This is a genomic window from Paracoccus sp. R86501 (assembly GCF_042466435.1).
In the GTDB taxonomy this organism is placed as follows: domain Bacteria; phylum Pseudomonadota; class Alphaproteobacteria; order Rhodobacterales; family Rhodobacteraceae; genus Paracoccus.
Genome location: NZ_JAXHPZ010000001.1, coordinates 2,120,475 through 2,145,508, shown reverse-complemented (window position 1 = coordinate 2,145,508; position 25,034 = coordinate 2,120,475). Strand labels below are relative to the sequence as shown.

Sequence of the window (25,034 nt, the reverse complement as noted above, 5' to 3'; positions counted from 1 at the left end):
GCCATGTCATCCACCGTCACACCTACCGGTCCGCGCAAGTTCCACCTGGATCACGAACCCCATCTGCCGGAAGGCGACAGCACCATGCTGGGGTTCTGGATCTATTTGATGAGCGACTGCCTGATCTTCGCGGTCCTCTTTGCCGTCTATGCCGTTCTGGGCCACAATTACGCCGGCGGCCCCGGACCCAAGGAACTGTTCGACCTGGAACTGGTCGCGCTGAACACCGCGATGCTGCTGCTGTCGTCGATCACCTACGGCTTTGCGATGCTGGAAATGGCACGCAAGCGGCAGACGATGATGCTGGTCTGGCTGGCTATCACCGGCATCTTCGGCGCGGCATTCCTGTCAATCGAGCTGTATGAATTCAGCCACCTGATCCACGAGGGCGCGACGCCCGGCCGCTCGGCCTTCCTGTCGTCCTTCTTCACGCTGGTGGGGACCCACGGGCTGCACGTCACCTTCGGCATCATCTGGCTGATCACGCTGATCGTTCAGGTGCTGCGCACGGGGCTGACGGCGTCGAACATGCGCCGGTTGATGTGCCTGTCGCTGTTCTGGCACTTCCTTGACGTCATTTGGATCGGAGTCTTCACCTTCGTCTATCTCATGGGGATGATCTGATGAGCACGCACGACACGCATAATCACGCAGATGGTCACGCAGACGGCCATGATCACGGCAGCGTCCGCTCCTATGTCACGGGCTTTGTCCTGTCGGTGATCCTGACGGCCATCCCCTTCGGGCTGGTCATGGCGGGCGGGCTGTCCAGCCGCATGCTGACGGTGATGATCGTCCTTGGCATGGCGGTCGCCCAGATCGTCGTCCACATGATCTACTTCCTGCATATGAACAGCAAATCCGAGAAGGGCTGGACGATGATCTCGTTGGTCTTCACCATCGTCGTTCTGGTCATCATGCTGTCTGGGTCGGTCTGGGTCATGTATCACATGAACGCCAACATGATGCCGATGCCTCAAGGGATGACGGGGCAATCGTGACCGCCCCCGCCCGCCATCGCCTTTCGACCGTCGCCCTTGCCATTCTGGCAGGGGCGACGTTTCTTTTGCTGACCCTCTTCGTCTCGCTTGGCGCATGGCAGGTGCAGCGCCTGCATTGGAAGCAGGATCTGATCGCCCGCGTCGATGCCCGCCTTGCCGCAGATCCGGTCCCCGCGCCGTTGCCTGCCGCATGGGACACCCTGTCCGAGGCCACCGATGAGTACCGCAAGGTCACCCTGCGCGGGGTCTTCGACCATGACGACGAAACGCTGGTCAAGGCCGTCACCGAACTGGGCGGCGGCTTCTGGGTCATGACGCCCCTGGAAACGTCCGATGCGACCTATCTGGTGAACCGCGGTTACGTGTCGCCCGAAGAACGCGACCCCGCCGCGCGTCCCGATGGACAAGTGGCGGGGCCGGTGACCGTGACCGGCCTGTTGCGCATGTCCCAGCCCGATGGCGCCTTCCTGCGCGACAACGACCCTGCCGCCGGTCGCTGGTATTCGCGCGACGTCGGCGCGATCATGGCCGACAGGGACGGACCTCTGCCGCCCTTCTTCGTCGATTCCGATGCCACGCCCAATCCGGGCGGTGCGCCCGTAGGCGGGCTGACGGTGGTCAGCTTCCGCAATTCGCATCTGTCCTATGCGCTGACGTGGTTCGCCCTTGCGGCGGGGACGCTTGGCGCGGCATTCTTGGTCTGGCGATACGGACGAAGACAGGACGACAGGTGATCGGAAGCGACACGATCCCCGGGCCGGCCCTTAACGGGGCCGACACCGATCTGAAGAACCTGCGTCTGCTGGTGCAGCTGCGCTGGCTGGCGATCGCGGGCCAGCTGATCACCATCCTCTTCGTCGAGCTGGTGCTGAACATCGACCTGCCGCTGTCCGTCATGGCGATGACACTGGGGGCGCTGCTGGCGCTGAACCTTGTCAGCATCCACTGGCTGCGTCGCAAGCGGGCGCCGAACCTGGCCTGGGTGCTGCTGATCGACATCCTGCTGCTGACCGTTCAGCTGGGTCTCAGCGGCGGCGGCCGCAACCCGTTCATCGCCATCTATCTGCTGCAGATCACGCTGGCTGCGGTCCTGCTGCGACCCAGCCAATGCTGGCGTTTCGTTGCGCTGACCGGGCTGCTTTGCGCGCTGCTGACGCGGGTGCATCTGCCCCTGCGGTTGCCCGAATACGAACCGTTCTTCATCACCTATCTGGCGGGGATGCTGGTCGCGTTGCTGATCAACGCCGTGCTGATCGTCACCTTCGTCACCCGCATCAACCGTAACCTGCGCGACCGCGACGCCCGACTGGCCCAGCTGCGCCAGCATGCCGCCGAAGAGGATCACATCGTCCGCATGGGCCTGCTGGCATCGGGGGCGGCGCATGAACTGGGCACCCCGCTGGCCTCGATCTCGGTGATCCTCAGCGACTGGCGGGCGATCCCGGCAACCGCCGGCGACCCTGAACTGCAGCATGACATCGCCCAGATGCAAAAGGCCGTGGACCGCTGCAAATCCATCGTCAGCGGCATTCTGGCGTCATCAGGCGAATTGCGCGGCGAAGACCCCGTGCCCACCACAGTGGGCGATTTTCTTGACGACATCCTGGCGGAATGGTCGGAAAACCACGATCAGGCCAAACTGACCCTGCGCAATCAGGTGATCCCCGACATCAGGATCCTGGCCGATGCCGCGCTGTCCCAACTGGTCAGCACTGTGCTTGAGAACGCCTATGAGGTGTCGCCGCATTGGGTAGAGCTGACCGCTTCGGTGCGGGGCGAACATCTTGTCTTTCGGGTGGGTGATCGCGGTCCGGGGTTCCGCCCCGATGTTCTGGCCAATCTCGGCAAGCCCTACAACTCCAGCAAGCCCGGGCAGGGCAGGGGGCTGGGCCTCTTCCTGGTCGTCAACGCCGTCCGCAAGCTGGGAGGAGATGTCACAGCCTCGAACCTGGCGGGGGGCGGCGCGTTGGTCACCCTGAAGCTGCCCTTGGACAAGCTGTCCGTCACCGGAGACCGCAGATGACCCCCGATGCCCATATCCTGATCGTGGAGGATGACGACGACCTTGCCCTGACCCTCAAGCGGTCGCTCGAGCGGCGCGGCTTTTCCGTCACCCGCTTTCCCTCGGCCGAGGAGATGCGCAAGTCGCGGATGCCGGTGATGCCTACCCATGCCGTCGTCGATCTGAAGCTGTCGGGGGAATCGGGGCTGACCTGCGTCGATTATCTGCACCGCATGAATCCCGACATGCGCATCGTCGTGCTGACGGGCTTTGCCAGCATCGCCACCGCGGTCGAGGCGATCAAGCTGGGCGCATCGCATTATCTGACCAAGCCTTCGGGCACGGACGATATTCTGGCGGCCTTTGAACGCACCGAGGGCGACGCCGAGGTCCAGCCCGCCAATCGCCCGACGACCATCAAGACGCTGGAGTGGGAGAAGATCCACGAAACGCTGCTGGCGACCGATTTCAACATCTCGGAAACGGCACGCCGTCTTGGCATGCACCGCCGCACATTGGCGCGAAAACTTGCCAAATGGCAGGTGCGCTAACGCCGCTTGCGCGATTGGAACCGTCGCCGCTCACGCGATTAAAACCGTCAATGTCCGGGAGGAGGCGTGGTGGAGCCAAGGGGAGTCGAACCCCTGACCTCTTGCATGCCATGCAAGCGCTCTACCAACTGAGCTATGGCCCCACGTCTTGTCTGCTTCGGCGCTTGGCGCCTTGGCTGTGAGGGGTCTATAAGGGTGGGTGCGGTGGGGTGCAAGCAGAAAAAACGCGACCGGCGGCGATTTTTTCCAAGTGGCCCGAATTGACGGGCGGCGGCAGCTAAGACGTTGGGAAGACAAGGCCCGCAGGCCTTGTCGGGGGCGCGGCTCAGGCCTCGCGGTGGGTGGCGCGGTCGATGCTGAAGGCACCGGGACCGGCAAAGACGAAATACAGGAACACGAAGCAGTAAAGGATCGCGGCATCGCCGCCGTTCAGCGCCGGGAAGGGGCTTTGGGGCGCATGGGCCAGCCAATAGGCGCAGGCCATCAGGCCCGACAGCACGAAGGCCACGGGGCGGGTGAATAGCCCAAGGATCAGCATCGCACCGCCGACCAGTTCCAGCACGCCGGCGATCCAGCCCATCGACATCACCGCAGGGTTCATGTCGCTGGCGGGGAAGCCCAATAGTTTCTGGGTGCCATGGGCAAAGAAGATCAATGCGGACACGATGCGCAGCACGCCCAGCATCTGGGATTGATAGGCGCCAAGACCTTTGAACGGCATTCTCTTAGTCTCCAAACTGAAAGAAAAAGGGCCGCGCTGCGTCGCGCGGCCCTTGGGGATCAATCTTCGTCGTCGCTGGCAACATCGGCGATTTCGTCCAGCGACACGTCGCCGTCGTCATCGTCGTCTTCCAGCAGATCATCGTCCAGATCGTTGGAATCGTCGCTGATATCCTCGTCGTCGTCCGAGGTCGTCTGGTTGTTGCCGCGCGCCTGGTTCTTTTCGGGCGTCACGGATTTGCCGCGGCTGTCCGTCAGGCTGTCCAGCGTGAACTGGTTGTTGCAGGCCGGGCAGACCATCGGATCGGCCTTGAGATCGTAAAAGCGCGTTGCGCAATGCGGGCACAGGCGTTTGGTGCCCCATTCCTCTTTGGGCATGGTATTCTCCTTCAGCCGCGATTAGGGGAAATCGGGATGGCCCCTGCCACAGAGGCCGGGACGTGTCAAAGGCTTTATCTGGCAGGACGGGGCAGGCAAGGCAAGCATGGATCAACGGATCACCCTTTCGGATGGATCACAGTTGCGCTTGCGCCGATCGGCGCGGGCGCGGCGAATGACCCTGAGGGTGCCCCGCGATGGCAGCGGTGCGATCCTGACGCTGCCGGTGAAGGTGCCCTTGGAGCAGGGCCGTGATTTCGCGGAATCGCGCGCGGGCTGGCTGCAGCAGGCAGCACTGCGGGTTCCGGCCTGGCAGACGGCCCAGCCCGGCGCGCAGATCCCGGTCGAGGGCAGGGCGCTGACCATCACCCCCGCCGAGGTCCGGCAGGTTCAGGTTCAGGGTGACGCGCTGCTGGTGCCGCAGGGACGTCCGACGGGCGTGATCGTGGCGACCTGGCTGCGGCAGGTGGCGCTGGCGCGTCTGCGACCGGCCTGCGACGGGTTTGCCGCCTCGCTTGGCCGACCCTATCGCGCCATCGCCTTGCGCGACACGCGATCGCGGTGGGGCAGCTGCACCCACGACGGGCGACTAATGTTTTCTTGGCGGCTGGCGATGGCCCCTGCGCCTGTCCTGACCTATGTCGCCGCGCATGAGGTCGCGCATCTGGCGCATATGGATCACTCCGCACGGTTCTGGTCACAGGTTCACGACCTGATGCCTGATCACGGGCCGCATCGCGCCTGGCTGCGGGCGCATGGCGGCGATCTGATGTTGTGGCAATTCCGCGATTGACGCGCGTCCTGGATGTGATCACAAACGGAGTATGACGACACCCCGCCCTACCGAAATCGCCGCCCATGAACGGCTGTACCGCGCGCTGCGCAGCCAGATCATGCTGGGTGAGCTGCCACCCGGCAAGGCGCTGACCCTGCGCGGGCTGGCGGCGGAACATCATCTGTCGATGACCCCCGCGCGCGAGGCCGTGCGCCGTCTGGTGGCGGAAGGGGCGCTGACGCTGTCGGGATCCGGCCGCGTCGCCACGCCAGCCTTGTCGGACGAACGGATCGAGGAACTGGCCGCCCTGCGCGCCCTGATCGAGCCGGAACTGGCCGCCCGCGCGCTGCCACGCGCGCATTTCGCGCTGATCGACAGGTTGGCCTCAATGAACGGGCGGATTGCCGACGCGGTCGATCGCCATGATGCGGTCGGCTATATCCGCTGCAATCTGGATTTCCACCGGATGCTGTATCTGCGCGCGCAGGCCCCGGCGATGCTGGCGATGCTGGAAACCATCTGGCTGCAATTGGGGCCGACGATGCGGGCGCTTTACGGGCGGGTCAAGCGCAATGAACCGCCGCGTCATCACCGGATGATCCTGTCGGCGCTGCGGGCGGGGGATGAACCCGCCCTGAGGCTGGCCGTGCGCGCGGATGTCACGCACGGCTTGCGGCATCTGACCTCGGCCTGAGGCGATCAGCCGGGCTGGCCGATGGGCGGCAGGCCTATGTTGCCGAACCGCAGTTCCGGCAGGGTCGAGGGGATGATGCGGTTGTATTTCGTACCTTCGATGGCGGCACCGGCGATCAGGCCCGACTGGCCGAAGATCATTGCAACCACAGGGAACTGGGCGCTGAAGGTATCCGCCCCGACCGCCATGCCACCCGCGGGCACCGCATAGAAGGCGCCTGCGCCAGCCACCCAACCGGGCGCCGCGCGGAAGGCCGCCAGCGCCTGATCGGTCTGGAAGATCAGCACATGGGCATATTGCTGGGCACCGGCCTGAAAGCCGACCGTGGCGCGTGTCGCACTGTAGTAATCGACCGTCTGGCCGCCGATACGCAGCGCCCCCTGACCATAGGCACCACCGACGCCCAATGCGGCCTCGGTCATCAGCGGCATGTAAAGAACGCCGCGCGCATTCTGGATCAGCGGCGCGGATGCCGGATAGGTCGAGACCAGATATTGATGCGTCTGATCGACCCGCCCGTCCAGCTGTGCCGGACCGTTGGTGCCGACCGCATTGGTGCATCCTGCGGCCAGCAGTGCCGCACCACCCGACGCCAGCAGGGTCCGGCGGGACAGCTTTGTGGTATTGGTCATGTGTCGCCCTCGTTAAGCAATGCTGGGACTTGTTCCGCCCCGATTGCCCGCGACGATACGCGACGGGGCTGGGTCACGCCAGCATCTCGGCCACGGTGGGCGCGAAATAGCTTAACACGCCGTCACAGCCCGCCCGACGGAAGGCAAGCAGGCTTTCCACCATGACATCCTGCGACAGCCAGCCGTTGCGGATGGCACCCTCGATCATCGCGTATTCGCCGCTGACCTGATAGGCAAAGGTCGGTGCGCCGAATTCGTCTTTGACCGCGCGGCAGATGTCCAGATAGGGCATGCCCGGCTTGACCATGACCATATCGGCACCTTCCGACAGGTCGCGGGCGACACAGCGGATCGCCTCGCCCTTGTTGGCGGGGTTGATCTGATAGGTCTTCTTGTCGCCGACCAGCCGCCCCGAGGCGCCCACGGCATCGCGGAACGGCCCGTAATAGGCGCTGGCGAATTTCGCGGCATAGGAGAGGATGGCGGTGTTCTTGTGGCCCGCCTGTTCCAAGGCCCCGCGCAGGGCGGCGATGCGTCCGTCCATCATATCCGACGGCCCAAGGATGTCGGCCCCGCTTTCGGCCTGCACCAGCGCCATGCGGACCAGCGCCTCGACGGTTTCGTCGTTCAGGATCTCGCCGTTGACGACCAGCCCGTCGTGGCCATTGGCGTTATAGGGGTCCAGCGCGATGTCGGTCATCACGACCAGATCCGGCACGGTCTCCTTGACGGCGCGGATCGCCTGGTTGCCGATGTTGTCGGGATCCCAAGCGCGTTCGCAGCCATCCGTGCGCAGGTCGCTGTCGGAATGCGGGAAGATGCAGATGGCGGGGATGTTCAGCCGTGCCGCGCGTTCTGCGGCGCGCTTGACGCCGTCGATGGTCAGGCGGTCCACGCCGGGCATGGATGCGATCTCGCCCTCGGCGCCCTGCACCTCGGTGACGAAGATCGGCCAGATCAGGTTGGCGGGCGTCAGGTTCACCTCGGACACCATCGCGCGGATGTTGGGGCTGCGGCGCAGGCGTCGCAGGCGGCCTGCGGGGAACGGGGCGATGATCGGGTTGGCCATGGGGGCCTCCTGCCTTGGGGTGGGACAACCGGGCGGCTTTCCCTTGCTTGAAACCCGATCTAAGGTCACGCGCAGCCAAGGACAAGGAACTGCTCGTGCCGCAAGTCAACAGCCTGATCGGGTTTCTGGACAGCCGCTCATTCATGACGATCTGGTATTGGCTGGCGCTGGTCGGCCTGTGGTCGGCCACGGGCCGGACCATCATGGGTATCCCTTCGGATGTCGTGGCGCGTGCCCGCGCGGCGCTGGCGGCCGGGCAGGGCGATGATCCGGCGGTGCTGGGGCTGCTGGACTGGCTGTCGCTGGTGCTGCCACGCTGGCGCCTTGGACCGACCGAGGGCGCGGTCTTTCTGGGCCTGACATCCTTCGGCCTGACATCATTGGCAATGCTGGGCTTTGCCTTCTGGTTGGAACTGGCGCAGGCGATGTTCCTGCTGCTGATGCCCTTCTGGGTGTTGTTCTGGATGCGCGTCCGGTTGGCCCGCAATCTGGTGCCGCTGGTCGGCGACGCGCAACTGGGCCGGATCACCCCGGATCAGGCGGCACAGAAGGCCGCGCGGATGATGATCTGGCACCGTCGGTGGGTGACGGTCCTGTCGATGGTCTCGGTTCTGGCGACGGTGCTGTGGGGATCGGCATGGGCGATCATGCATCCCAATGGCCTGTGACGCGCTTGACTTCACGTTCCCGCAATATACCTGAGCACCCATGTCCCAGCAGTTGATCCTTTCCGGCGCCCCCGAAGGCTATGACGCGGCGCTGATCGCCCGCGAGGCCGCGCGCCCCGAAAACCACGGCGCCCCCGTGATCCATGTGGCCCGCGACGACCGGCGGATGGCCGCGACCCGCGCAGCGCTGGCCTTCATGGCCCCCGGTCTGGTCGTGCTTGATTTTCCGGCATGGGACACGACGCCCTATGACCGCGTCTCCCCCGCCCCCGAAGTGCAGGCCGCGCGCATGGCCACGCTGGCCGCGCTGGCGCAGGGGGCCATCAAGGGGCCGTTCGTCTTGCTGACGTCGCTGAATGCGGTGCTGCAACGCGTGCCGCCGCGTGATCTGGTGCGCGCGACGGCCTTCACCGCCCGCGTCGGCGACCGCATCGACGAAGAAGCGCTGCGCAATTTCCTGGTCCGCATGGGCTTCGTGCAAAGCCCCACCGTGACCGAGACGGGTGATTATGCCATCCGCGGCGGCATCATCGATATCTTCCCGCCCGGCGAAAGCGGCCCAATCCGGCTGGATCTGTTCGGCGACGTGCTGGACGGGGCGCGGCGTTTCGACGCGGTCACGCAGCTCACCACCGAGAAGCTGACCCGGATCGAGCTGGCCCCCATGTCCGAGGTGGTGCTGGACGAAGACGCCGTCACCCGCTTCCGCCAGAACTATCGCGCCGAATACGGGCTGGGAACCAACGACCCGCTGTATGAAAGTGTCAGTGCGGGTCGCAAGACCAGCGGCATGGAACATTGGCTGCCTTGGTTCCACAACCGGATGGAGAGTTTGTTCGACTATATGCCCGATGCCTCGGTCGTGCTGGACGATCATATCGGGCAGGTGGTCGATGCCCGCCGCACGATGATCCGCGAACAGTTCGAGGCCCGCTGCGCCGCCATGAAGGCCAAGGGCCGCAGCGACACCGTCTATAAGCCCGTGCCGCCGGATGCGATGTTCCCCACGGACGCCGAATGGAACGAATGGCTGTCGCCGCACCGGGTGCTGCGCCTGTCGGTCCTGAACCAGCCCCCCGGTCCGGGTGTGCTGGATGCAGGCGGCCGATCAGGGCGGAATTTTGCCCCCGAACGGCAGGCGGAATCCATCAACCTGTTCGGCGCGCTGGCCGATCACATCAAATCGCTGCGCAAGACCCACCGCGTGGTGCTGGCCAGCTTCTCAGACGGGGCGCGGGAACGTCTGGCGGGTCTGCTGAAAGACGAAGGGCTGACCGATACCATTTCCATCGGTGATCTACGTGACCTGCCCGACCGCAAGGGTGCATTGGGCCTGACCGTCTGGCCGTTGGACGAAGGCTTTGTCGCCAAGGGTCAGGCGCTTGGCGATATCGCGGTAATTTCCGAACAGGACGTGCTGGGCGACCGGATGATCCGGGGCGCCAAAAAACGCCGCAAGGCCGACAACTTCCTGAAAGACACCCAGACCCTGTCGCCCGGCGATCTGATCGTCCATGTCGAACACGGCATCGGGCGCTATACCGGGATCGAGACGATCACCGCCGCCAAGGTGCCGCATGACTGCGTGGCGCTGGAATATGCGGGCGGCGACCGGCTGTATCTGCCGGTGGAAAACATCGAGCTGCTGTCGCGCTATGGCCACGAAGAGGGCCTGCTGGATAAGCTGGGCGGTGGCGCATGGCAGGCCCGCAAGGCCCGCCTGAAGGAACGCATCAAGCTGATCGCCGACAAGCTGATGCGCATTGCTGCCGAACGTCTGTTGCGTCCCGCCCCGGTGCTGGAACCCGAAGAACACGAATGGCAGCAATTCGCCGCACGCTTCCCCTATAGCGAGACCGACGATCAGGCCTCTGCCATCGAGGACGTGCAGGAAGATCTGGCTGCCGGTCGCCCGATGGACCGTCTGGTCGTGGGCGACGTGGGTTTCGGCAAGACCGAGGTCGCCATGCGCGCCGCCTTCATCGCCGCCAGCCAGGGGATGCAAGTGGCCGTGGTCGCCCCGACGACGCTGCTGGCGCGCCAGCATTACCGCAGCTTTGCCGAACGCTTCCGTGGCACGGCCATCAATGTGCGCCCATTGTCGCGTTTCGTCACCGCCAAGGATGCGACGGCCACCCGCGCCGGTCTGGCCGATGGCAGCGTCGATATCGTCGTCGGCACCCATGCGGTGCTGGCCAAGCAGGTGCGGTTCAAGAACCTTGGCCTGCTGGTCATCGACGAAGAACAGCATTTCGGCGTCGCCCATAAAGAACGCCTGAAGGATCTGCGCAGCGACATCCACGTGTTGACGCTGACCGCAACGCCCATCCCGCGCACCCTGCAACTGTCGCTGACCGGCGTGCGTGACCTGTCGGTCATTGGCACGCCGCCGGTGGACCGTCTGGCCATCCGCACCTATGTCAGCGAATTCGACAGCGTTTCCATCCGCGAGGCGCTGCTGCGCGAGAAATATCGCGGCGGGCAAAGCTTCTTTGTCGTGCCGCGCCTGACCGATCTGCCCGATGTCGAACATTGGCTGACCGAAAACATGCCGGAGACCAGCTATATCGTCGCGCATGGTCAGCTGGCTGCGGGCGATCTGGATCAGCGGATGAACGCGTTTTACGACGGCAGCCATGATGTGCTGGTCGCCACGACAATCGTCGAAAGCGGATTGGACATTCCAACGGCGAACACGATGATCGTCTGGCGGTCGGATATGTTCGGCCTGTCACAGCTGTACCAGATCCGTGGTCGCGTTGGGCGGTCCAAGACGCGTGCCTATTGCTATCTGACGACGAAACCGCGCAGCCCGCTGACCCCGCAGGCCATGCGGCGGTTGAAGTTCCTTGGGTCCATCGACAGCCTTGGGGCGGGGTTCAATCTGGCGTCGCAGGATCTGGATTTGCGCGGTGCGGGCAACCTGCTGGGCGAGGAACAATCCGGCCACATCAAAGAGGTCGGGTTCGAGCTGTATCAAGCCATGCTGGAAGAAACGATCGCCAAGCTGAAATCCGGCGAGATCGAGGGCACGCCGGATGATGAATGGGCACCGCAGCTGAACCTTGGCGTCCCGGTCACAATTCCCGAAAGCTTCGTGCCCGATCTGGACGTGCGGCTTGGCCTCTATCGTCGTCTGGCCGAACTGACCACCAAGGTCGAGCTGGAGGGTTTTGCCGCCGAGCTGATCGACCGCTTCGGGCCGCTTCCGCGCGAGGTGAACACGCTGCTGCTGGTCATCCGCATCAAAGCGATGGCCAAGCGGGCCAACATCTCGCGGCTTGATGCCGGGCCAAAGGGCGCGACGATCCAGTTCCATCAAGACCGCTTCCCGAACCCCGCCGGTCTGGTCGATTTCCTGACCGATCAGCAGGGTCAGGCCAAGGTCACCGACAACAAGATCTTCGTGGGCCGGACCTGGAGTTCGGATGCCGAACGCATCAAGGGTGCCTTTGCCATCGCGCGTGATCTGGCGGCCAAGGCGAAGGCCGCTAAGTGAGCGGGCTTGTCCGGTTCGACCACGGGCCTTTGACGGGCGGCACGGCGTTTGTCGCACCGCAAACGGTGATCCGGGCCGATACCATCGCGGGTGTCGGCCCTGCGCTTGCCGCCATGCAGGCCGCGCAGGCGCGGGGGGCGTGGCTGGCGGGTTATCTGTCCTATGAACTGGGCTATGCGATGTCGCCCAAGCTGGCCCCGCTGATACCCGATGACCGGCAGATGCCACTGATCCTGATGGGGGTCTTCGACCACCCCCGTCCCGCCGATCCGCTGCCCGAACCGGCGGGCGTGACCATCGGTGCGGCGCAGCCCCTGTGGGACCGGGCGCGTTATGATGCTGCGATTGCGACCGTGCATGACTACATCACCGCGGGCGACACCTATCAGATCAATCTGACCTTCCCGGTCGAGGCGCAGGTCACCGGCGATCCGCTGTCCATCTATGCCGCCCTTGCCGCCCGCCAACCGGTCCCCGAGGGCGCATTCGTCGATCTGGGCGGACCGCAGATTTTGTCGCGCAGCCCCGAGCTGTTCTTTGCGATCGACGATCGGGGCGTCATCCGGACGAAGCCCATGAAGGGCACCGCCGCGCGCGGGGTGACGCCGGAATTGGACACTGCTGCCGCCGCAGGTTTGGCCGCATCCGAAAAGAACCGTGCCGAGAACCTGATGATCGTCGATCTGCTGCGCAACGATATCAGCCGCATCTGCCTGCCCGGCAGCGTGCGCGTACCGCAGCTGTTCCACATCGAGGAATATGCGACGCTGCACCAGATGGTCTCGACCGTCGAAGGGCAGCTGGCCCCCGGTGTGGGTCTCGCGCAGGTCTTGGGGGCGCTGTTCCCCTGCGGATCGATCACGGGTGCGCCCAAGATCCGGTCGATGCAGATCATTGCCGAATTGGAGGCCGCGCCCCGCGACGTCTATTGCGGGGCGATCGGCTGGATCGATCCCGCCGGACCCATGCGGTTCGGTGTGGCGATCCGGTCGCCTTGGATGATTGCAGCCGACCGGTTGCGTCTGAACGTCGGCGGCGGCATCGTGCACGACAGCGAAACCGGATCCGAATGGGAGGAGGCATTGTGCAAGGCCGCATTTCTGGACCTGTCCCCCAAGGGCTGACCCTGTTCGAAACCATGCGCGCCGAGCCTGATGGTACCATCCGCCGTTGGCCGCTGCATCTGGCGCGTCTGGAGCGGAGCTGTGCTGCGGTAGGGTTTCCGCTGAATGCGGATGAGGCGAATGCGGCAGTGGCGAACCTGCCGCAAGGACAGGCGCTGCGCGTTCGGCTGGTCGTGGATGGCAGCGGTGCGATCAATCTGACCCATGCCTCGGCCCCCGAAGCGCCCTCGGAGTGGCGAGTTGCGATATCGGCGGAAAGACTGCAGGCGGGCGATCCTTGGCTGGGCATCAAAAGCTCGGCCCGCGGGGTCTATGACGCAGCGCGCGCGGCGATGCCCGCCGTGGCCGATGAGGTGATTTTGCTGAATGACCAGGGGCAGGTCTGCGAAGGCAGTATTACCAACCTGTTCCTGCTGCGCGCCGGTAAGATGCTGACCCCGCCGGTCGCCTGCGGTCTGTTGCCGGGCGTCTTGCGTGCGGAACTGCTGGCAAGCGGCATGGCGCGCGAGGCGGTGCTGATGCCCAAGGATCTGTCCAATGGACGGCTGTTCTGCGGCAACGCCCTGCGCGGCCTGATCCCGGCACGCTTGATCTGAAGAGGCAGCGCGGACGACCCCCATCGAAGGGGTCATCCGCGCTTTGGTACAGGCCGCCGATGTCGCAAGAAAAACGCCCCGTCCCATTTTCAGGGGCGGGGCGTTTCAGGTTCATTCGGCGGTCAACAGCGGCGTCTTGGACTTGCCGATGCGGGGCGCTTCGGGGCCGGTGATGTCGAAGGCGGGCTTGTCGTCTTCGATTTTCACCCGCACGAAGCCACCCTTGGTCAGGCGTCCGAACAGCAGCTCTTCGGCCAGCGGCTTCTTGATGTGTTCCTGGATCACGCGGCCAAGCGGGCGGGCGCCCATTCGGTCGTCGTAGCCTCGTTCCGCCAGCCAATCCGCGGCCTGCGGGGTCAGTTCGATGTGGACGTTGCGGTCCATCAGCTGGGCTTCCAGCTGCAGGATGAACTTTTCGACCACATGGATGACCACCTCGCGTCCCAAGGCGGCGAAGCTGATGATCGCATCCAGACGGTTGCGGAACTCGGGCGTGAAGGTCCGCTCGATGGCGGCGGTATCCTCGCCCTCGCGGCGGTCGCGACCAAAGCCGATGGCCGCTTTCGCCTGATCCGCGGCACCTGCGTTCGAGGTCATGATCAGGATCACGTTGCGGAAATCGACTTGGCGACCGTTATGGTCTGTCAGACGGCCCGCATCCATGATTTGCAGCAGGATGTTGAAGACGTCCGGATGCGCTTTTTCGATCTCATCCAGCAGCAGCACGCAATGCGGGTGCTGGTCGACGCCGTCGGTCAAAAGACCGCCTTGGTCGAACCCGACATAGCCCGGAGGCGCGCCGATCAGACGGCTGACGGCATGTTTCTCCATGTATTCCGACATGTCGAAACGCAGCAGTTCCACACCAAGGGTCGAGGCCAACTGCTTGGCAACCTCGGTCTTGCCGACGCCCGTGGGACCGGCGAACAGATAGTTGCCGATAGGCTTTTCTGGTTCGCGCAGACCTGCCCGTGCCAGCTTGATGGCCGACGACAGGGTGGTGATGGCGGTATCCTGACCGAAGACCACGCGCTTGAGCGAGCTTTCCATGTCACGCAACACTTCGGCGTCGTTCTTGCTGACATTCTTGGGCGGAATGCGGGCAATCTTGGCGACGACAGCCTCGACCTCTTTCGGGCTGATGGTTTTGCGACGTTTGCTTTCGGCGACCAGATGCTGTGCGGCGCCAGCTTCATCGATGATGTCGATGGCGCTGTCGGGCAGCTTGCGGTCGTTGATGTACCGCGACGCCAGTTCCACCGCCGATTTGATCGCGTCATTGGTATAACGCAGGTCGTGGTGCTTTTCGAAATGCGGCTTCAGGCCCATCAGGATCTTGATGGCGTCCGGAACCGAAGGTTCGTTCACGTCGATCTTCTGGAACCGGCGCGACAGGGCGCGGTCCTTTTCGAAGTGCTGACGATATTCCTTGTAGGTGGTCGAGCCCATGCACCGAAGCTTGCCCCCGGCCAAGGCCGGTTTCAGCAGGTTTGAGGCATCCATCGCCCCACCCGAGGTCGCACCCGCACCGATCACGGTGTGGATTTCGTCGATGAACAGGATGGCATCGGGATGCGCCTCCAGTTCCTTGACGACGGCCTTCAGGCGTTCTTCGAAATCACCGCGATAGCGGGTCCCGGCCAGCAAAGCGCCCATATCCAGCGAAAAGATTGTCGCACCCGAAAGCACGTCGGGGATTTCGCCCCGCGTGATCTTCAGCGCCAGACCTTCGGCGATGGCGGTCTTGCCCACACCGGGATCGCCCACCAGCAGCGGGTTGTTCTTGCGGCGACGGCACAGAACCTGAATGGCACGCTCGACCTCGGAGTTGCGGCCGATCAAGGGATCGACGTCGCCCTTCTTGGATTTGACATTCAGATCGACGCAATATTTGCCAAGGGCGGTTTCATCCTTGGCCTCGGGGGCGTCTTCGGCCTTTTCGTGGTCGATAGGATCATCCGAGCCTGCGACATTGCGCGGTTCGTTGAAGGACGGGTTCTTCGCCACACCATGCGCGATGAAGTTGACCGCGTCGTAACGGGTCATGTCCAGTTCCTGCAGGAAATAGGCCGCGTTGGATTCGCGTTCGGCAAAGATCGCCACCAGCACATTGGCGCCGGTCACCTCGGAGCGACCCGAGCTTTGGACATGGATGGCCGCGCGCTGGATGACGCGCTGGAAGGCCGCCGTCGGAACGGCTTCCGAGCCTTCGACGTCGGTGATGAGGGTGGACAGGTCATCTTCGATGAACTCGGTCAGCGACTTGCGCAATTCGTCCAGCTCAACGTTGCAGGCCCGCATGACCTTGACCGCTTCGGGTTCCTCGGTCAGGGCCAGCAGCAGATGCTCCAGCGTTGCAAGTTCGTGGCGGTGTTCGTTCGCCAGCGCAAGAGCCTGGTGAATCGCCTGTTCCAGAGAGGTCGAGAAACTTGGCACGGTCGTCTCCTGTCAGTCGGCTGGCGGTATGGGCCCATCAACGGCCCACCTGCCCAGACTGTCACGATACAGTTAAGATTTGGTGGAATCCGGTCGGCATCAAGCCCTTTTTCGAAAAGATGCCAAGTTTTTCCCACGGTTGAGGCAAATGTGATGTCACGGTCGCCCGTTTTCAAGCACAAGGCCCCGACTGCGTCATTCGGTCTTGGCGCAGCGGGACGATGGCCCTAGAATTCGTCCTTCATCTTTCGCAGCCGTGCAAAGACCTGCGCATCATCCGCGCCCTGCATGTCCAACCGGCCGCGCAGGGCATTGACCCGCAGGAAGGGATTCGTCGCCTTTTCCAGCTCCAGCGTCGCGGGTGCACAGGGCGTGCGTGACGCCTGTACGTCGGACAGACGCTGCTGCAGTTCGGCATTCTCCGGATCGACCGACAGGGCAAAGGCGCCATTGGCCGCGCAATAGTCATGTCCCGAACAGATCAGCGTGTCGTTGGGCAGGGCGGCAAGGCGCGACAGGCTGGCCCACATCATGTCGGGGTCGCCTTCGAACAGGCGTCCGCAGCCCATGGCCATCAGACTGTCGGCGGTAAAGGCATGACCCGACTGCGGGAAATAAAAGGCGACATGGCCGACGGTATGCCCCGAGACGTCGATCACATCGATCTGCTGGCCCAGCAGCTGCAGGGACTGGTCGGGGCGCACCTGCTGGTCAAGGTGGGGCAGGCGGTGGGCGTCGGCCTCGGCGCCGATGACACGGGCACCGGTCTTGGCGACGATGGCTTCAACGCCCTGAATGTGATCGTCGTGGTGGTGGGTCAGCAGGATGGCGTCCAGACCCCAGCCCCGCGCCTCCAGTTCGGTCAGGATGGGCATGGCCTCGGGGGCGTCGATCAGGATCGTGCCTTCCGGTCCGTGCAGCAGATAGGCATAATTATCCCGCAGGCAGCGCAGCGTGACCAGTTCCAGCGGCATTGGCAAATCCCTTCGCGTGTGTTCACCTGAACCCTGACAAAAGCCGGACGCCTGCACAATGCACCATGACATCCACCAGCTGCGACGCTTCTATTACCAGAGGTCCTTGGGGCGGGTGGTGCAGCGTATTCTGCGCGACCGCCTGACAACGCGATGGTCCCCCGAAGGTTGCAGCGGCATGACCATTGCGGGCTTCGGCTTTGCGGCGCCCATGCTGCGGCCCTATCTGGCGCGGTCGCGGCGGGTGACGACGCTGATGCCCGGACCGCAGGGCGTCATGGCATGGCCCGCCGGAATGCCCAACCACAGCGTGTTGTGCGACGAAACGGCATGGCCCATCGAAACCGGCAGCATCGACCGGTTGGTCATGTTGCACGGGCTGGAAACCAGCGAACATCCGCGCGAACTGATGGCCGAGGCCTGGCGCTGTCTGGGGCCGGGGGGGCGGATGATGGTGATCGTGCCGAACCGGGCGGGCCTTTGGGCCGCGACCGACCGCACGCCTTTCGGCTTTGGCCGGTCATACACCACGGGGCAGCTGAACACCCAGATGCGGGCTGCGGGCCTGATGCCGGAATGGAGCGGGTCCGCCATCTACATCCCGCCCTCGGACCGCCGGTTCTGGTTGCGCAGCGCGCAGTTCTGGGAACGCACCGGCGCGCGGATCAGTCGCGTGCTGGTCGCGGGCGTGATTCTGGTCGAGCTGTCCAAGCAGACCCGCGCGCCGATCGGACCCGGCGTCAAGATCCACGTCCCCAGCCCGCTGGAGATCCTGGACGGTGTCGCAAGGCCCCGCCCGGCAGGTCCACAGCTGAACCGGGCAGGGGGTGTGCATGGGGCCGATCGCCTTGGCGACATTACGAAAAACCGCCATTGATCGGTGGTGACGGTCATCGCGTACGCGACTGTCGTTGCCGGCATGCGACAAGTTGCCACCTTCCGGGCAAGATGCACGGAACCGTGACCTTGAAGGTTGCCGCGCAACAAACGACCTGCTAGAGACAGCCCAGATTTGCGCACGACCCTCCATAAGCCGTGCGCCGCGACCCGCACCCCGTGACAGACCGGATGGAAATCCGGCCCGCCAACGGGGTTTGCGCAAACGTAAAGGATGACCGTGGCCAACTCTGTTTCCATGTCCCAGAGCATCGCCGGACGCTATGCGCAGGCCGTCTTCGAAATTACGAAGGACGATGGGGGGCTGGATGCCCTGGCCCAGCAGACCGCCGATCTGGATGCCGCGCTGAACGACAGCGCCGAGCTGCGCGATCTGATCGCCAGCCCCATCTATTCGCGCGACCAGCAGGTCCGGGCCATCGTCGGCATCGCCGACAAGATGGGCCTGTCCGCGGTCCTCAAGAACACGCTGCAGTTGATGGCGACCAATCGTCGCCTGTTCGTGCTGCCGCAACTGATCCACGCGCTGTCGCAGATGATTGCGGACCACCGCGGAGAGATGACGGCCGACGTCACCAGCGCTGTCGCGTTGGATGATGCGCAGCTGGAGCGTCTGAAGACGACCCTGGCCGATAAGACCGGCAAGAAGGTCAAGCTGAACACGCGCGTCGATGAGACCCTCATCGGCGGCATGATTGTCAAGTTGGGCTCGCAGATGATCGACAGTTCGGTCCGCTCGAAGCTCGCTTCCCTGCAGAATGTCATGAAAGAGGTCGGATAATGGGAATCCAGGCTGCCGAGATTTCGGCGATCCTCAAGGAGCAGATCAAGAATTTCGGTCAGGACTTCGAAGTTGCTGAAGTCGGCCAGGTGTTGTCGGTCGGCGACGGTATCGCTCGCGTCTACGGTCTGGACAAAGTCCAGGCCGGCGAAATGGTCGAATTCCCGGGCGGCGTCCGCGGCATGGTGCTGAACCTCGAGATCGACAACGTCGGTGTCGTGATCTTCGGCGACGACCGTCAGATCAAGGAAGGCGACACCGTCAAGCGCACGCGCTCGATCGTGGACGTTCCCGTCGGCAAGGGCCTGCTGGGCCGCGTCGTTGACGGCCTTGGCAACCCGATCGACGGCAAAGGCCCGATCGAGGCGACCGAGCGTCGCGTCGCAGACGTCAAGGCCCCCGGCATCATGCCGCGCAAATCGGTTCACGAACCGATGGCGACCGGCCTGAAGTCGGTCGACGCCATGATCCCGGTCGGCCGTGGCCAGCGCGAGCTGATCATCGGTGACCGTCAGACCGGCAAGACCGCGATCGCACTGGACACCATCCTGAACCAGGCGAACTACAACGGCCGCGAAGCCGAAGGCATGAAGACCCTGCACTGCATCTATGTCGCAGTCGGTCAGAAGCGTTCGACCGTCGCGCAGCTGGTGAAGAAGCTGGAAGAAACCGGCGCGATGGCCTATACGACCGTCGTCGCGGCCACCGCTTCGGACCCCGCGCCGATGCAGTTCCTGGCCCCCTATTCGGGCACGGCCATCGGCGAATACTTCCGCGACAACGGCATGGACGCCCTGATCATTTATGATGACCTGTCCAAGCAGGCTGTTGCTTACCGCCAGATGTCGCTGCTGCTGCGCCGTCCCCCCGGACGCGAAGCCTATCCGGGCGACGTTTTCTACCTGCACTCGCGCCTGCTGGAGCGTTCGGCAAAGCTGAACGAAGAATACGGTGCCGGTTCGCTGACGGCTCTGCCGATCATCGAAACCCAGGGCGGCGACGTGTCGGCCTTTATTCCGACGAACGTGATCTCGATCACCGACGGCCAGATATTCCTGGAAACCGACCTGTTCTTCCAGGGCATCCGCCCTGCCGTGAACACCGGTCTGTCGGTGTCGCGTGTTGGTTCGGCAGCCCAGACCAAGGCGATGAAATCCGTCGCGGGTCCGGTCAAGCTGGAACTGGCGCAGTATCGCGAAATGGCGGCCTTCGCCCAGTTTGGTTCGGACCTTGATGCCGCGACTCAGCGCTTGCTGAACCGTGGTGCGCGCCTGACCGAGTTGATGAAGCAGCCCCAGTACAAGCCGCTGACCAACGCCGAGATCGTCATCGTCATCTATGCCGGTACCAAAGGCTATATCGACAGCGTGCCGGTCAAGGAAATCGTCGCGTGGGAAGATGGCCTGCTCCAGTTCCTGCGCAGCCAGAAGTCGGACCTGCTGGACGACATGACCCGCAACGACCGCAAGGTCTCGGGTGACCTGGAAAATGCGATCAAGGCGGCGCTGGACGAATACAACCGCACGCGCGCCTGAGGGGGGATAGATGCCCAGTCTCAAGGATCTCAAGAACCGGATCGGAAGCGTCAAGAACACGCGGAAGATCACCAAGGCGATGCAGATGGTCGCCGCAGCGAAACTGCGCCGTGCGCAGGAAGCTGCGGAGGCTGCCCGCCCCTATGCCGACCGCATGGCCGCAGTGATGGCCGGACTGACCGCGAATGCCGCGGATCAGGCCGGCGCACCGCGCCTGCTGGCCGGTACGGGTGACGACAAGCGCCACCTGCTTGTGGTCATGACGGCGGAACGCGGCCTTGCCGGCGGCTTCAACAGCTCGATCGTCAAGCTGGCACGCCAGCATGCCGAACGGCTGCGGGGCCAGGGCAAGGACGTGGCCATCCTGACCGTGGGCAAGAAGGGTCGCGAACAGCTGAAGCGTGAATACGGCAGCCTGTTTGTGCATCACGTCGATCTGTCCGAGGTCAAGCGCATCGGCTATGAGAACGCGCGCCAGATCACCGATGAAGTCCTGTCGCGCTTCGACGGCGGCGACTTCGATGTGGCGACGATCTTCTACAACCGCTTCGAATTGGTGATCAGCCAGATCCCGACCGCCAAGCGGGTGATCCCGGCAGAGGCGCCTGAAAGCGCACCCGCCGCGAATGCGCTTTACGACTATGAGCCCGGAGAAGAGGCCCTGCTGGCCGAGCTTCTGCCGCGGTCGGTGGCGACGCAGATCTTCGCGGCGCTTCTGGAAAATGCAGCGTCCGAGCAGGGCGCGCGGATGAGTGCCATGGATAACGCCACGCGCAATGCGGGTGACATGATCGACCGACTGACGACCGAGTACAACCGCTCGCGTCAGGCTGCGATCACCAAGGAACTTATCGAAATCATTTCGGGCGCCGAGGCGCTTTGACCGTAACGCAGAGGTAACAACATGGCAGAGGCCACTGGTAAAATCACGCAGGTGATCGGCGCCGTCGTTGACGTGCAGTTCGAAGACCACCTGCCCGCGATTCTGAACGCGCTGGAAACCCACAACAACGGCAAGAAGCTGGTGTTGGAAGTTGCTCAGCACTTGGGCGAAAAAACCGTCCGCACCATCGCCATGGACGCGACCGAAGGTCTGGTCCGCGGCGAGGCTGTCACCGATACCGGCGGCCCGATCACCATTCCCGTGGGTGACGTCACCCTGGGTCGCATCCTGAACGTTGTGGGCGAGCCCGTCGACGAAGGTGCACCGCTGGAAGTGAGCGAGCGTCGCGGCATCCACCAGCCTGCGCCGGACTTTGCGGCACAGGCCACCAGCTCGGAAATTCTGGTCACCGGCATCAAGGTCATCGACCTGCTGGCACCCTATTCCAAGGGCGGTAAGATCGGTCTGTTCGGCGGCGCTGGCGTCGGCAAGACCGTTCTGATCATGGAACTGATCAACAACATCGCCAAAGTGCACTCGGGCTATTCCGTGTTCGCAGGTGTTGGTGAACGGACCCGTGAAGGCAACGACCTTTACCACGAGATGGTTGAATTGGGCGTCATCAAGCCGGACAACCTGGCCGAGTCGAAAGTGGCTCTGGTTTACGGTCAGATGAACGAGCCTCCGGGGGCACGTATGCGCGTTGCACTGACCGGCCTGACCTTGGCTGAACAGTTCCGCGACGCTTCGGGCACGGACGTTCTGTTCTTCGTGGACAACATCTTCCGCTTCACGCAGGCCGGTTCGGAAGTTTCGGCACTGTTGGGTCGTATCCCGTCCGCCGTGGGTTACCAGCCGACGCTGGCCACCGACATGGGCGCGATGCAGGAACGCATCACCTCGACGAAGAATGGCTCGATCACTTCGATCCAGGCCGTCTACGTTCCGGCCGATGACCTTACCGACCCTGCACCGGCAACGACCTTCGCCCACCTTGATGCCACGACCGTTCTGTCGCGCGCCATCTCGGAACTGGGCATCTACCCGGCTGTTGACCCGCTGGATTCGAACAGCCGTATCCTCGATCCGGGTGTCGTCGGCGAAGAGCACTATCAGGTCGCACGCGACGTGCAGGGCATCCTGCAGAAGTACAAGTCGCTGCAGGATATCATCGCGATTCTGGGCATGGACGAACTGTCGGAAGAAGACAAACTGACCGTGACCCGTGCGCGCAAGATCCAGCGCTTCCTGTCGCAGCCCTTCGACGTGGCCAAGGTCTTCACCGGCTCGGACGGCGTTCAGGTTCCGCTGGAAAAGACCATCGCGTCCTTCAAGGCGGTCGTTGCCGGCGAGTATGACCACCTGCCGGAATCGGCCTTCTACATGGTCGGCGACATCGATGACGTGAAAGCCAAGGCCGAGCGTCTGGCTGCCGAAGCCGCGTAAGGGGGCATCATGGCCGATACCATGCAGTTCGACCTCGTGTCGCCGGAGCGGAGCCTGGCTTCCGTTCCCGTGCGCGAGGTGCGCCTGCCGGGCACCGATGGCGATCTGACCGCCATGCCCGGCCACGCGCCGACGATCGTGACCCTTCGTCCCGGCATGGTCATCCTTGTCGGTGCCGATGGATCGCAAAGCGAATTCGCCGTCACCGGCGGCTTTGCCGAGATCAATGCCGATTCCGTCAGCCTGCTGGCGGAACGGGGCCACCCGCGTGAGGAAATGACGCAGGATGTCTTCAACGACATGATGCGCGATGCCCACCGTGAACATCGCAATGCACAAGAGCGTCGTGAACATGTGGGTGAAGAATTCGTCACTGCGACCGTCAAGATGCTTGGCGACATGCAGGCGATCGGCACCCACATCGGCTTGGACCCGAACCAGTCCACCGTGCCCGATTGATCACGGCTTGTGCCTGACCTTCACGATTGGACAGCCCCGGCGATCAGCCGGGGCTTTTCTTTTGCGGGCTTGGGCGGCTATCAATGTCCCGCCAAGAGGAACGTAAGACATGCTCAGATTTACCGCCAATGAAGTCGGCATCGATCAGGGAGAGCTGACGCTGGTCACCGATTTCGACACCCAGGGCCCGATGTGGACCGAGCAGGGCGAACGGACCGTCCGCCAGCGGATCGAATTCTCCGAACGGTTCCTGATGCCGCCCGTGGTCCATCTGTCGCTTGGGATGTGGGACCTTGACGTTTCTACGAACCAGCGCGGTGATCTGCTGGTCGAGAACGTGACATCGGCGGGTTTTGATTTGGCCTTCCACACCTGGGGCGACACGCGCGTCGCGCGGATGCGGGTGCAATGGATGGCGATCGGCGCGCTGCCGGATGATCAGGATTTCATTCTCTGACCATCCGACCCGATCGTGCTTCAGGCGCGATCCAGATTGACCGCAATCAGCCCTGCCACCTGTTCGGGGTGCGTGATGGGCAGCATATGCCCGGCACCCGGCACCTGCGCGCGTCCGACATCGGGCAGCCGCGCCGCCAAGGCATCCGCAATCGCGCCAATCACCGGCGGACTGTCCTGCCCCGAGATCAGCAGCACCGGCGCGTCGATCGCCTCCAGCCTGCCATCGCGCAGGGTGTTGGCGCGATCGTGGCGCAGCGTCGGACCGGTATCGGCCACCAGCCTGATCTGCCGTGCAACGACGGCTTGGGCGGACGCGGGCAGGGCGCTGACACCCTGACTGCCCCAGACCGACAGGAAGGCCTGCGCGGCGGCCAGATCGTCGCCGGCGTCCAGCGCGGCCTGCATCTGGGCGTCCAGCGCATCCTGCGCGGCGTCGGGGGCTGCGGCAAACAGCACCGGCTCGATCAGGGTCAGGCTGCGGACGGCCTCGGGGGCGGCGACGGCGATGCGCAGGGCGATGGTCGCGCCGATGCTGTGGCCGATCAGATCCAGCGGCCGCTCGATAAAGCTGGCGGCAAGGCGGGTGACGGCGGTGTGGTAATCCGGGTCGCCATCAGCAGGCAGCCAGTCGTCGCTGCGCCCGTGGCCCGGCATGTCGAAGCCCTGCAGATCGACCGCGCCGCCAAGCGCCGCCGCGATCGGCCCCCAATAGGACCCGCTGGCCATCATGCAGTGCAGCGCAAGGGCCGGGCGGTCGGGGTCGCCCGGCCAATGGCGCTTGTACAGGCCGCTCATGTGCGGGCCAGATGCCGGTCCAGCATCTCCAGCCGGTCCTGACCCCAGAAGCGTTCGTCGCTGTCGGTGACGATATAGAAGGGCGCGCCGAAGGCCCCCGCGGCCACCGCCTGTTCCAGGTTGCGGCCATAGATTTCGGCCCCGGTGAACAGCCCGCTGTCGGCCAGCTTGGGATCGAAGCCGTTCTTGGACAGCAGGTCGCGGATGACGTCGTCTTCGGCGATGTTGCGGTCCTCGACCCAGCAGGCGCGCAGGAAGCCCTGCACCAGCCCCGCCAGATCGCCGCCGCCCGCCGCCTGCGCCGCGATGATGGCATAGGACGAGGGTGCCATGTTCGTCGGGAAATGCGCAGGCTTCAGGTTGATCGGCATGTCCAGGTAGTCCGCCCAACGCGGCAGTTCCTGGTTGCGATAGGCCGTGCGGTTGGGGTGGCGCTGTGCGGGCGGCAGGCCGCCGGTGCGGTCGAACAACTGCATCAGGTCCAGCGGTTTGTAGGTGATCGTCGCGCCATGACGGGCGGCGATCTGTTCCAGCCGATCGCCCGCAAGATAGCACCAGGGGCTGATCGTCCCCAGATAATAGTCGATATTCGGCATGGGTTCGTCCTTCTAGGTTTGCCCGCAGGCTAGCCCGGTGCTAAGGCGTGTGCAATCTGACGCA

At 64.0% G+C, this 25,034-nt stretch carries 26 protein-coding genes and 1 tRNA gene; 18 read left to right on the top strand and 9 right to left on the bottom strand.

The window, feature by feature from the left end; translation table 11 throughout:
• Window positions 1–3 precede the first annotated feature (3 nt).
• The 5 genes from cyoC to SJY40_RS10395 are packed head-to-tail and all read left to right on the top strand — an operon-like array spanning window position 4 to window position 3,554.
• Window positions 4–624 (top strand): cytochrome o ubiquinol oxidase subunit III, encoded by a 621-nt coding sequence (cyoC, locus tag SJY40_RS10415; protein ID WP_378945962.1) that lies wholly within the window; start codon window positions 4–6, stop codon window positions 622–624.
• Window positions 624–1,001 carry a cytochrome o ubiquinol oxidase subunit IV gene (gene cyoD, locus SJY40_RS10410; RefSeq protein ID WP_378945959.1) on the top strand — a complete coding sequence of 126 codons (378 nt, stop codon included), beginning with the start codon at window positions 624–626 and terminating at the stop codon, window positions 999–1,001. Before cyoC ends, cyoD begins: the two co-directional genes overlap by 1 nt.
• Entirely contained in the window at window positions 998–1,735 is a 738-nt protein-coding gene (locus SJY40_RS10405; protein WP_378945956.1) for an SURF1 family protein, read from the top strand. The genes cyoD and SJY40_RS10405 overlap by 4 nt, the downstream gene beginning before the upstream one ends.
• Window positions 1,732–3,024 (top strand): ATP-binding protein, encoded by a 1,293-nt coding sequence (locus tag SJY40_RS10400; protein ID WP_378945954.1) that lies wholly within the window; start codon window positions 1,732–1,734, stop codon window positions 3,022–3,024. The genes SJY40_RS10405 and SJY40_RS10400 overlap by 4 nt, the downstream gene beginning before the upstream one ends.
• A complete protein-coding gene (locus SJY40_RS10395) occupies window positions 3,021–3,554 on the top strand; it encodes a response regulator transcription factor (protein ID WP_378945951.1) in 534 nt (177 codons plus the stop codon). Before SJY40_RS10400 ends, SJY40_RS10395 begins: the two co-directional genes overlap by 4 nt.
• Before the next feature lie 67 nt (window positions 3,555–3,621).
• On the opposite strand, the gene SJY40_RS10390 is transcribed toward SJY40_RS10395, so the two are convergent.
• The 3 genes from SJY40_RS10390 to SJY40_RS10380 form a co-directional block, all read right to left on the bottom strand.
• Window positions 3,622–3,697, bottom strand: a tRNA-Ala gene (locus SJY40_RS10390).
• 182 nt (window positions 3,698–3,879) lie between these two features.
• Complete coding sequence (locus SJY40_RS10385; protein WP_378945948.1) at window positions 3,880–4,275, bottom strand: DoxX family protein; 396 nt, start codon at window positions 4,273–4,275, stop codon at window positions 3,880–3,882.
• 59 nt (window positions 4,276–4,334) lie between these two features.
• Window positions 4,335–4,652 carry an FYDLN acid domain-containing protein gene (locus tag SJY40_RS10380; RefSeq protein ID WP_378945945.1) on the bottom strand — a complete coding sequence of 106 codons (318 nt, stop codon included), beginning with the start codon at window positions 4,650–4,652 and terminating at the stop codon, window positions 4,335–4,337.
• 175 nt (window positions 4,653–4,827) lie between these two features.
• Here SJY40_RS10380 and SJY40_RS10375 point away from each other — a divergent pair, with 175 nt between their 5' ends.
• Entirely contained in the window at window positions 4,828–5,445 is a 618-nt protein-coding gene (locus tag SJY40_RS10375; protein WP_378945943.1) for a M48 family metallopeptidase, read from the top strand.
• A 31-nt stretch (window positions 5,446–5,476) separates the two neighbouring features.
• Window positions 5,477–6,121, top strand: coding sequence for a GntR family transcriptional regulator (locus tag SJY40_RS10370; RefSeq protein WP_378945940.1), 645 nt, complete (start codon window positions 5,477–5,479; stop codon window positions 6,119–6,121).
• A gap of 5 nt (window positions 6,122–6,126) precedes the next feature.
• Here SJY40_RS10370 and SJY40_RS10365 read toward each other — a convergent pair whose 3' ends face one another.
• Window positions 6,127–6,753 (bottom strand): YSC84-related protein, encoded by a 627-nt coding sequence (locus SJY40_RS10365; protein ID WP_378945937.1) that lies wholly within the window; start codon window positions 6,751–6,753, stop codon window positions 6,127–6,129.
• A gap of 73 nt (window positions 6,754–6,826) precedes the next feature.
• Window positions 6,827–7,822, bottom strand: a complete 996-nt coding sequence (gene hemB, locus SJY40_RS10360) for a porphobilinogen synthase (RefSeq protein WP_378945934.1) — start codon at window positions 7,820–7,822, stop codon at window positions 6,827–6,829.
• Window positions 7,823–7,917: 95 nt separating this feature from the next.
• Here hemB and SJY40_RS10355 point away from each other — a divergent pair, with 95 nt between their 5' ends.
• The 4 genes from SJY40_RS10355 to SJY40_RS10340 are packed head-to-tail and all read left to right on the top strand — an operon-like array spanning window position 7,918 to window position 13,709.
• Window positions 7,918–8,490 (top strand): hypothetical protein, encoded by a 573-nt coding sequence (locus tag SJY40_RS10355; protein ID WP_378945931.1) that lies wholly within the window; start codon window positions 7,918–7,920, stop codon window positions 8,488–8,490.
• Window positions 8,491–8,530: 40 nt separating this feature from the next.
• Complete coding sequence (mfd, locus tag SJY40_RS10350) at window positions 8,531–11,989, top strand: transcription-repair coupling factor (RefSeq protein WP_378945929.1); 3,459 nt, start codon at window positions 8,531–8,533, stop codon at window positions 11,987–11,989.
• Window positions 11,986–13,113 carry an aminodeoxychorismate synthase component I gene (locus SJY40_RS10345; RefSeq protein WP_378945926.1) on the top strand — a complete coding sequence of 376 codons (1,128 nt, stop codon included), beginning with the start codon at window positions 11,986–11,988 and terminating at the stop codon, window positions 13,111–13,113. Before mfd ends, SJY40_RS10345 begins: the two co-directional genes overlap by 4 nt.
• The gene (locus SJY40_RS10340) at window positions 13,074–13,709 is read left to right on the top strand and encodes an aminotransferase class IV (protein WP_378945923.1); all 636 of its coding nucleotides are present in this window, start codon (window positions 13,074–13,076) and stop codon (window positions 13,707–13,709) included. Before SJY40_RS10345 ends, SJY40_RS10340 begins: the two co-directional genes overlap by 40 nt.
• Window positions 13,710–13,820: 111 nt before the next feature.
• Here SJY40_RS10340 and clpA read toward each other — a convergent pair whose 3' ends face one another.
• Both clpA and gloB read right to left on the bottom strand, forming a co-directional pair.
• Complete coding sequence (gene clpA / locus SJY40_RS10335; protein ID WP_378945920.1) at window positions 13,821–16,145, bottom strand: ATP-dependent Clp protease ATP-binding subunit ClpA; 2,325 nt, start codon at window positions 16,143–16,145, stop codon at window positions 13,821–13,823.
• 227 nt (window positions 16,146–16,372) lie between these two features.
• Window positions 16,373–17,119: a hydroxyacylglutathione hydrolase gene (gene gloB / locus SJY40_RS10330; protein ID WP_378945917.1), complete on the bottom strand. Its 747-nt coding sequence runs from the start codon at window positions 17,117–17,119 to the stop codon at window positions 16,373–16,375.
• Window positions 17,120–17,177: 58 nt separating this feature from the next.
• On the opposite strand from gloB, the gene SJY40_RS10325 reads away from it, so the two are divergent.
• The 7 genes from SJY40_RS10325 to SJY40_RS10295 all read left to right on the top strand — a co-directional run bounded on the left by SJY40_RS10325 (window position 17,178) and on the right by SJY40_RS10295 (window position 23,577).
• Complete coding sequence (locus tag SJY40_RS10325) at window positions 17,178–17,996, top strand: class I SAM-dependent methyltransferase (RefSeq protein WP_378945914.1); 819 nt, start codon at window positions 17,178–17,180, stop codon at window positions 17,994–17,996.
• 234 nt (window positions 17,997–18,230) lie between these two features.
• Complete coding sequence (locus SJY40_RS10320) at window positions 18,231–18,797, top strand: F0F1 ATP synthase subunit delta (protein WP_378945912.1); 567 nt, start codon at window positions 18,231–18,233, stop codon at window positions 18,795–18,797.
• Window positions 18,797–20,332, top strand: coding sequence for a F0F1 ATP synthase subunit alpha (atpA, locus tag SJY40_RS10315; protein WP_378945910.1), 1,536 nt, complete (start codon window positions 18,797–18,799; stop codon window positions 20,330–20,332). The genes SJY40_RS10320 and atpA overlap by 1 nt, the downstream gene beginning before the upstream one ends.
• A gap of 10 nt (window positions 20,333–20,342) precedes the next feature.
• Window positions 20,343–21,215, top strand: coding sequence for a F0F1 ATP synthase subunit gamma (locus tag SJY40_RS10310; protein ID WP_378945908.1), 873 nt, complete (start codon window positions 20,343–20,345; stop codon window positions 21,213–21,215).
• Between the two features lie 21 nt (window positions 21,216–21,236).
• Complete coding sequence (gene atpD, locus SJY40_RS10305; RefSeq protein WP_378945906.1) at window positions 21,237–22,661, top strand: F0F1 ATP synthase subunit beta; 1,425 nt, start codon at window positions 21,237–21,239, stop codon at window positions 22,659–22,661.
• A 9-nt stretch (window positions 22,662–22,670) separates the two neighbouring features.
• Window positions 22,671–23,120 carry a F0F1 ATP synthase subunit epsilon gene (locus SJY40_RS10300; RefSeq protein ID WP_378945904.1) on the top strand — a complete coding sequence of 150 codons (450 nt, stop codon included), beginning with the start codon at window positions 22,671–22,673 and terminating at the stop codon, window positions 23,118–23,120.
• Window positions 23,121–23,229: 109 nt separating this feature from the next.
• On the top strand, window positions 23,230–23,577 hold the full coding sequence (locus SJY40_RS10295) for an H-type lectin domain-containing protein (RefSeq protein WP_378945901.1): 348 nt from the start codon (window positions 23,230–23,232) through the stop codon (window positions 23,575–23,577).
• A gap of 20 nt (window positions 23,578–23,597) precedes the next feature.
• Here the strand turns inward: SJY40_RS10295 and SJY40_RS10290 are convergent, their stop codons facing one another.
• Both SJY40_RS10290 and SJY40_RS10285 read right to left on the bottom strand, forming a co-directional pair.
• Window positions 23,598–24,374 carry an alpha/beta fold hydrolase gene (locus SJY40_RS10290; RefSeq protein WP_378945898.1) on the bottom strand — a complete coding sequence of 259 codons (777 nt, stop codon included), beginning with the start codon at window positions 24,372–24,374 and terminating at the stop codon, window positions 23,598–23,600.
• Entirely contained in the window at window positions 24,371–24,970 is a 600-nt protein-coding gene (locus SJY40_RS10285) for a 2-hydroxychromene-2-carboxylate isomerase (protein ID WP_378945895.1), read from the bottom strand. Before SJY40_RS10285 ends, SJY40_RS10290 begins: the two co-directional genes overlap by 4 nt.
• Window positions 24,971–25,034: the final 64 nt, after the last annotated feature.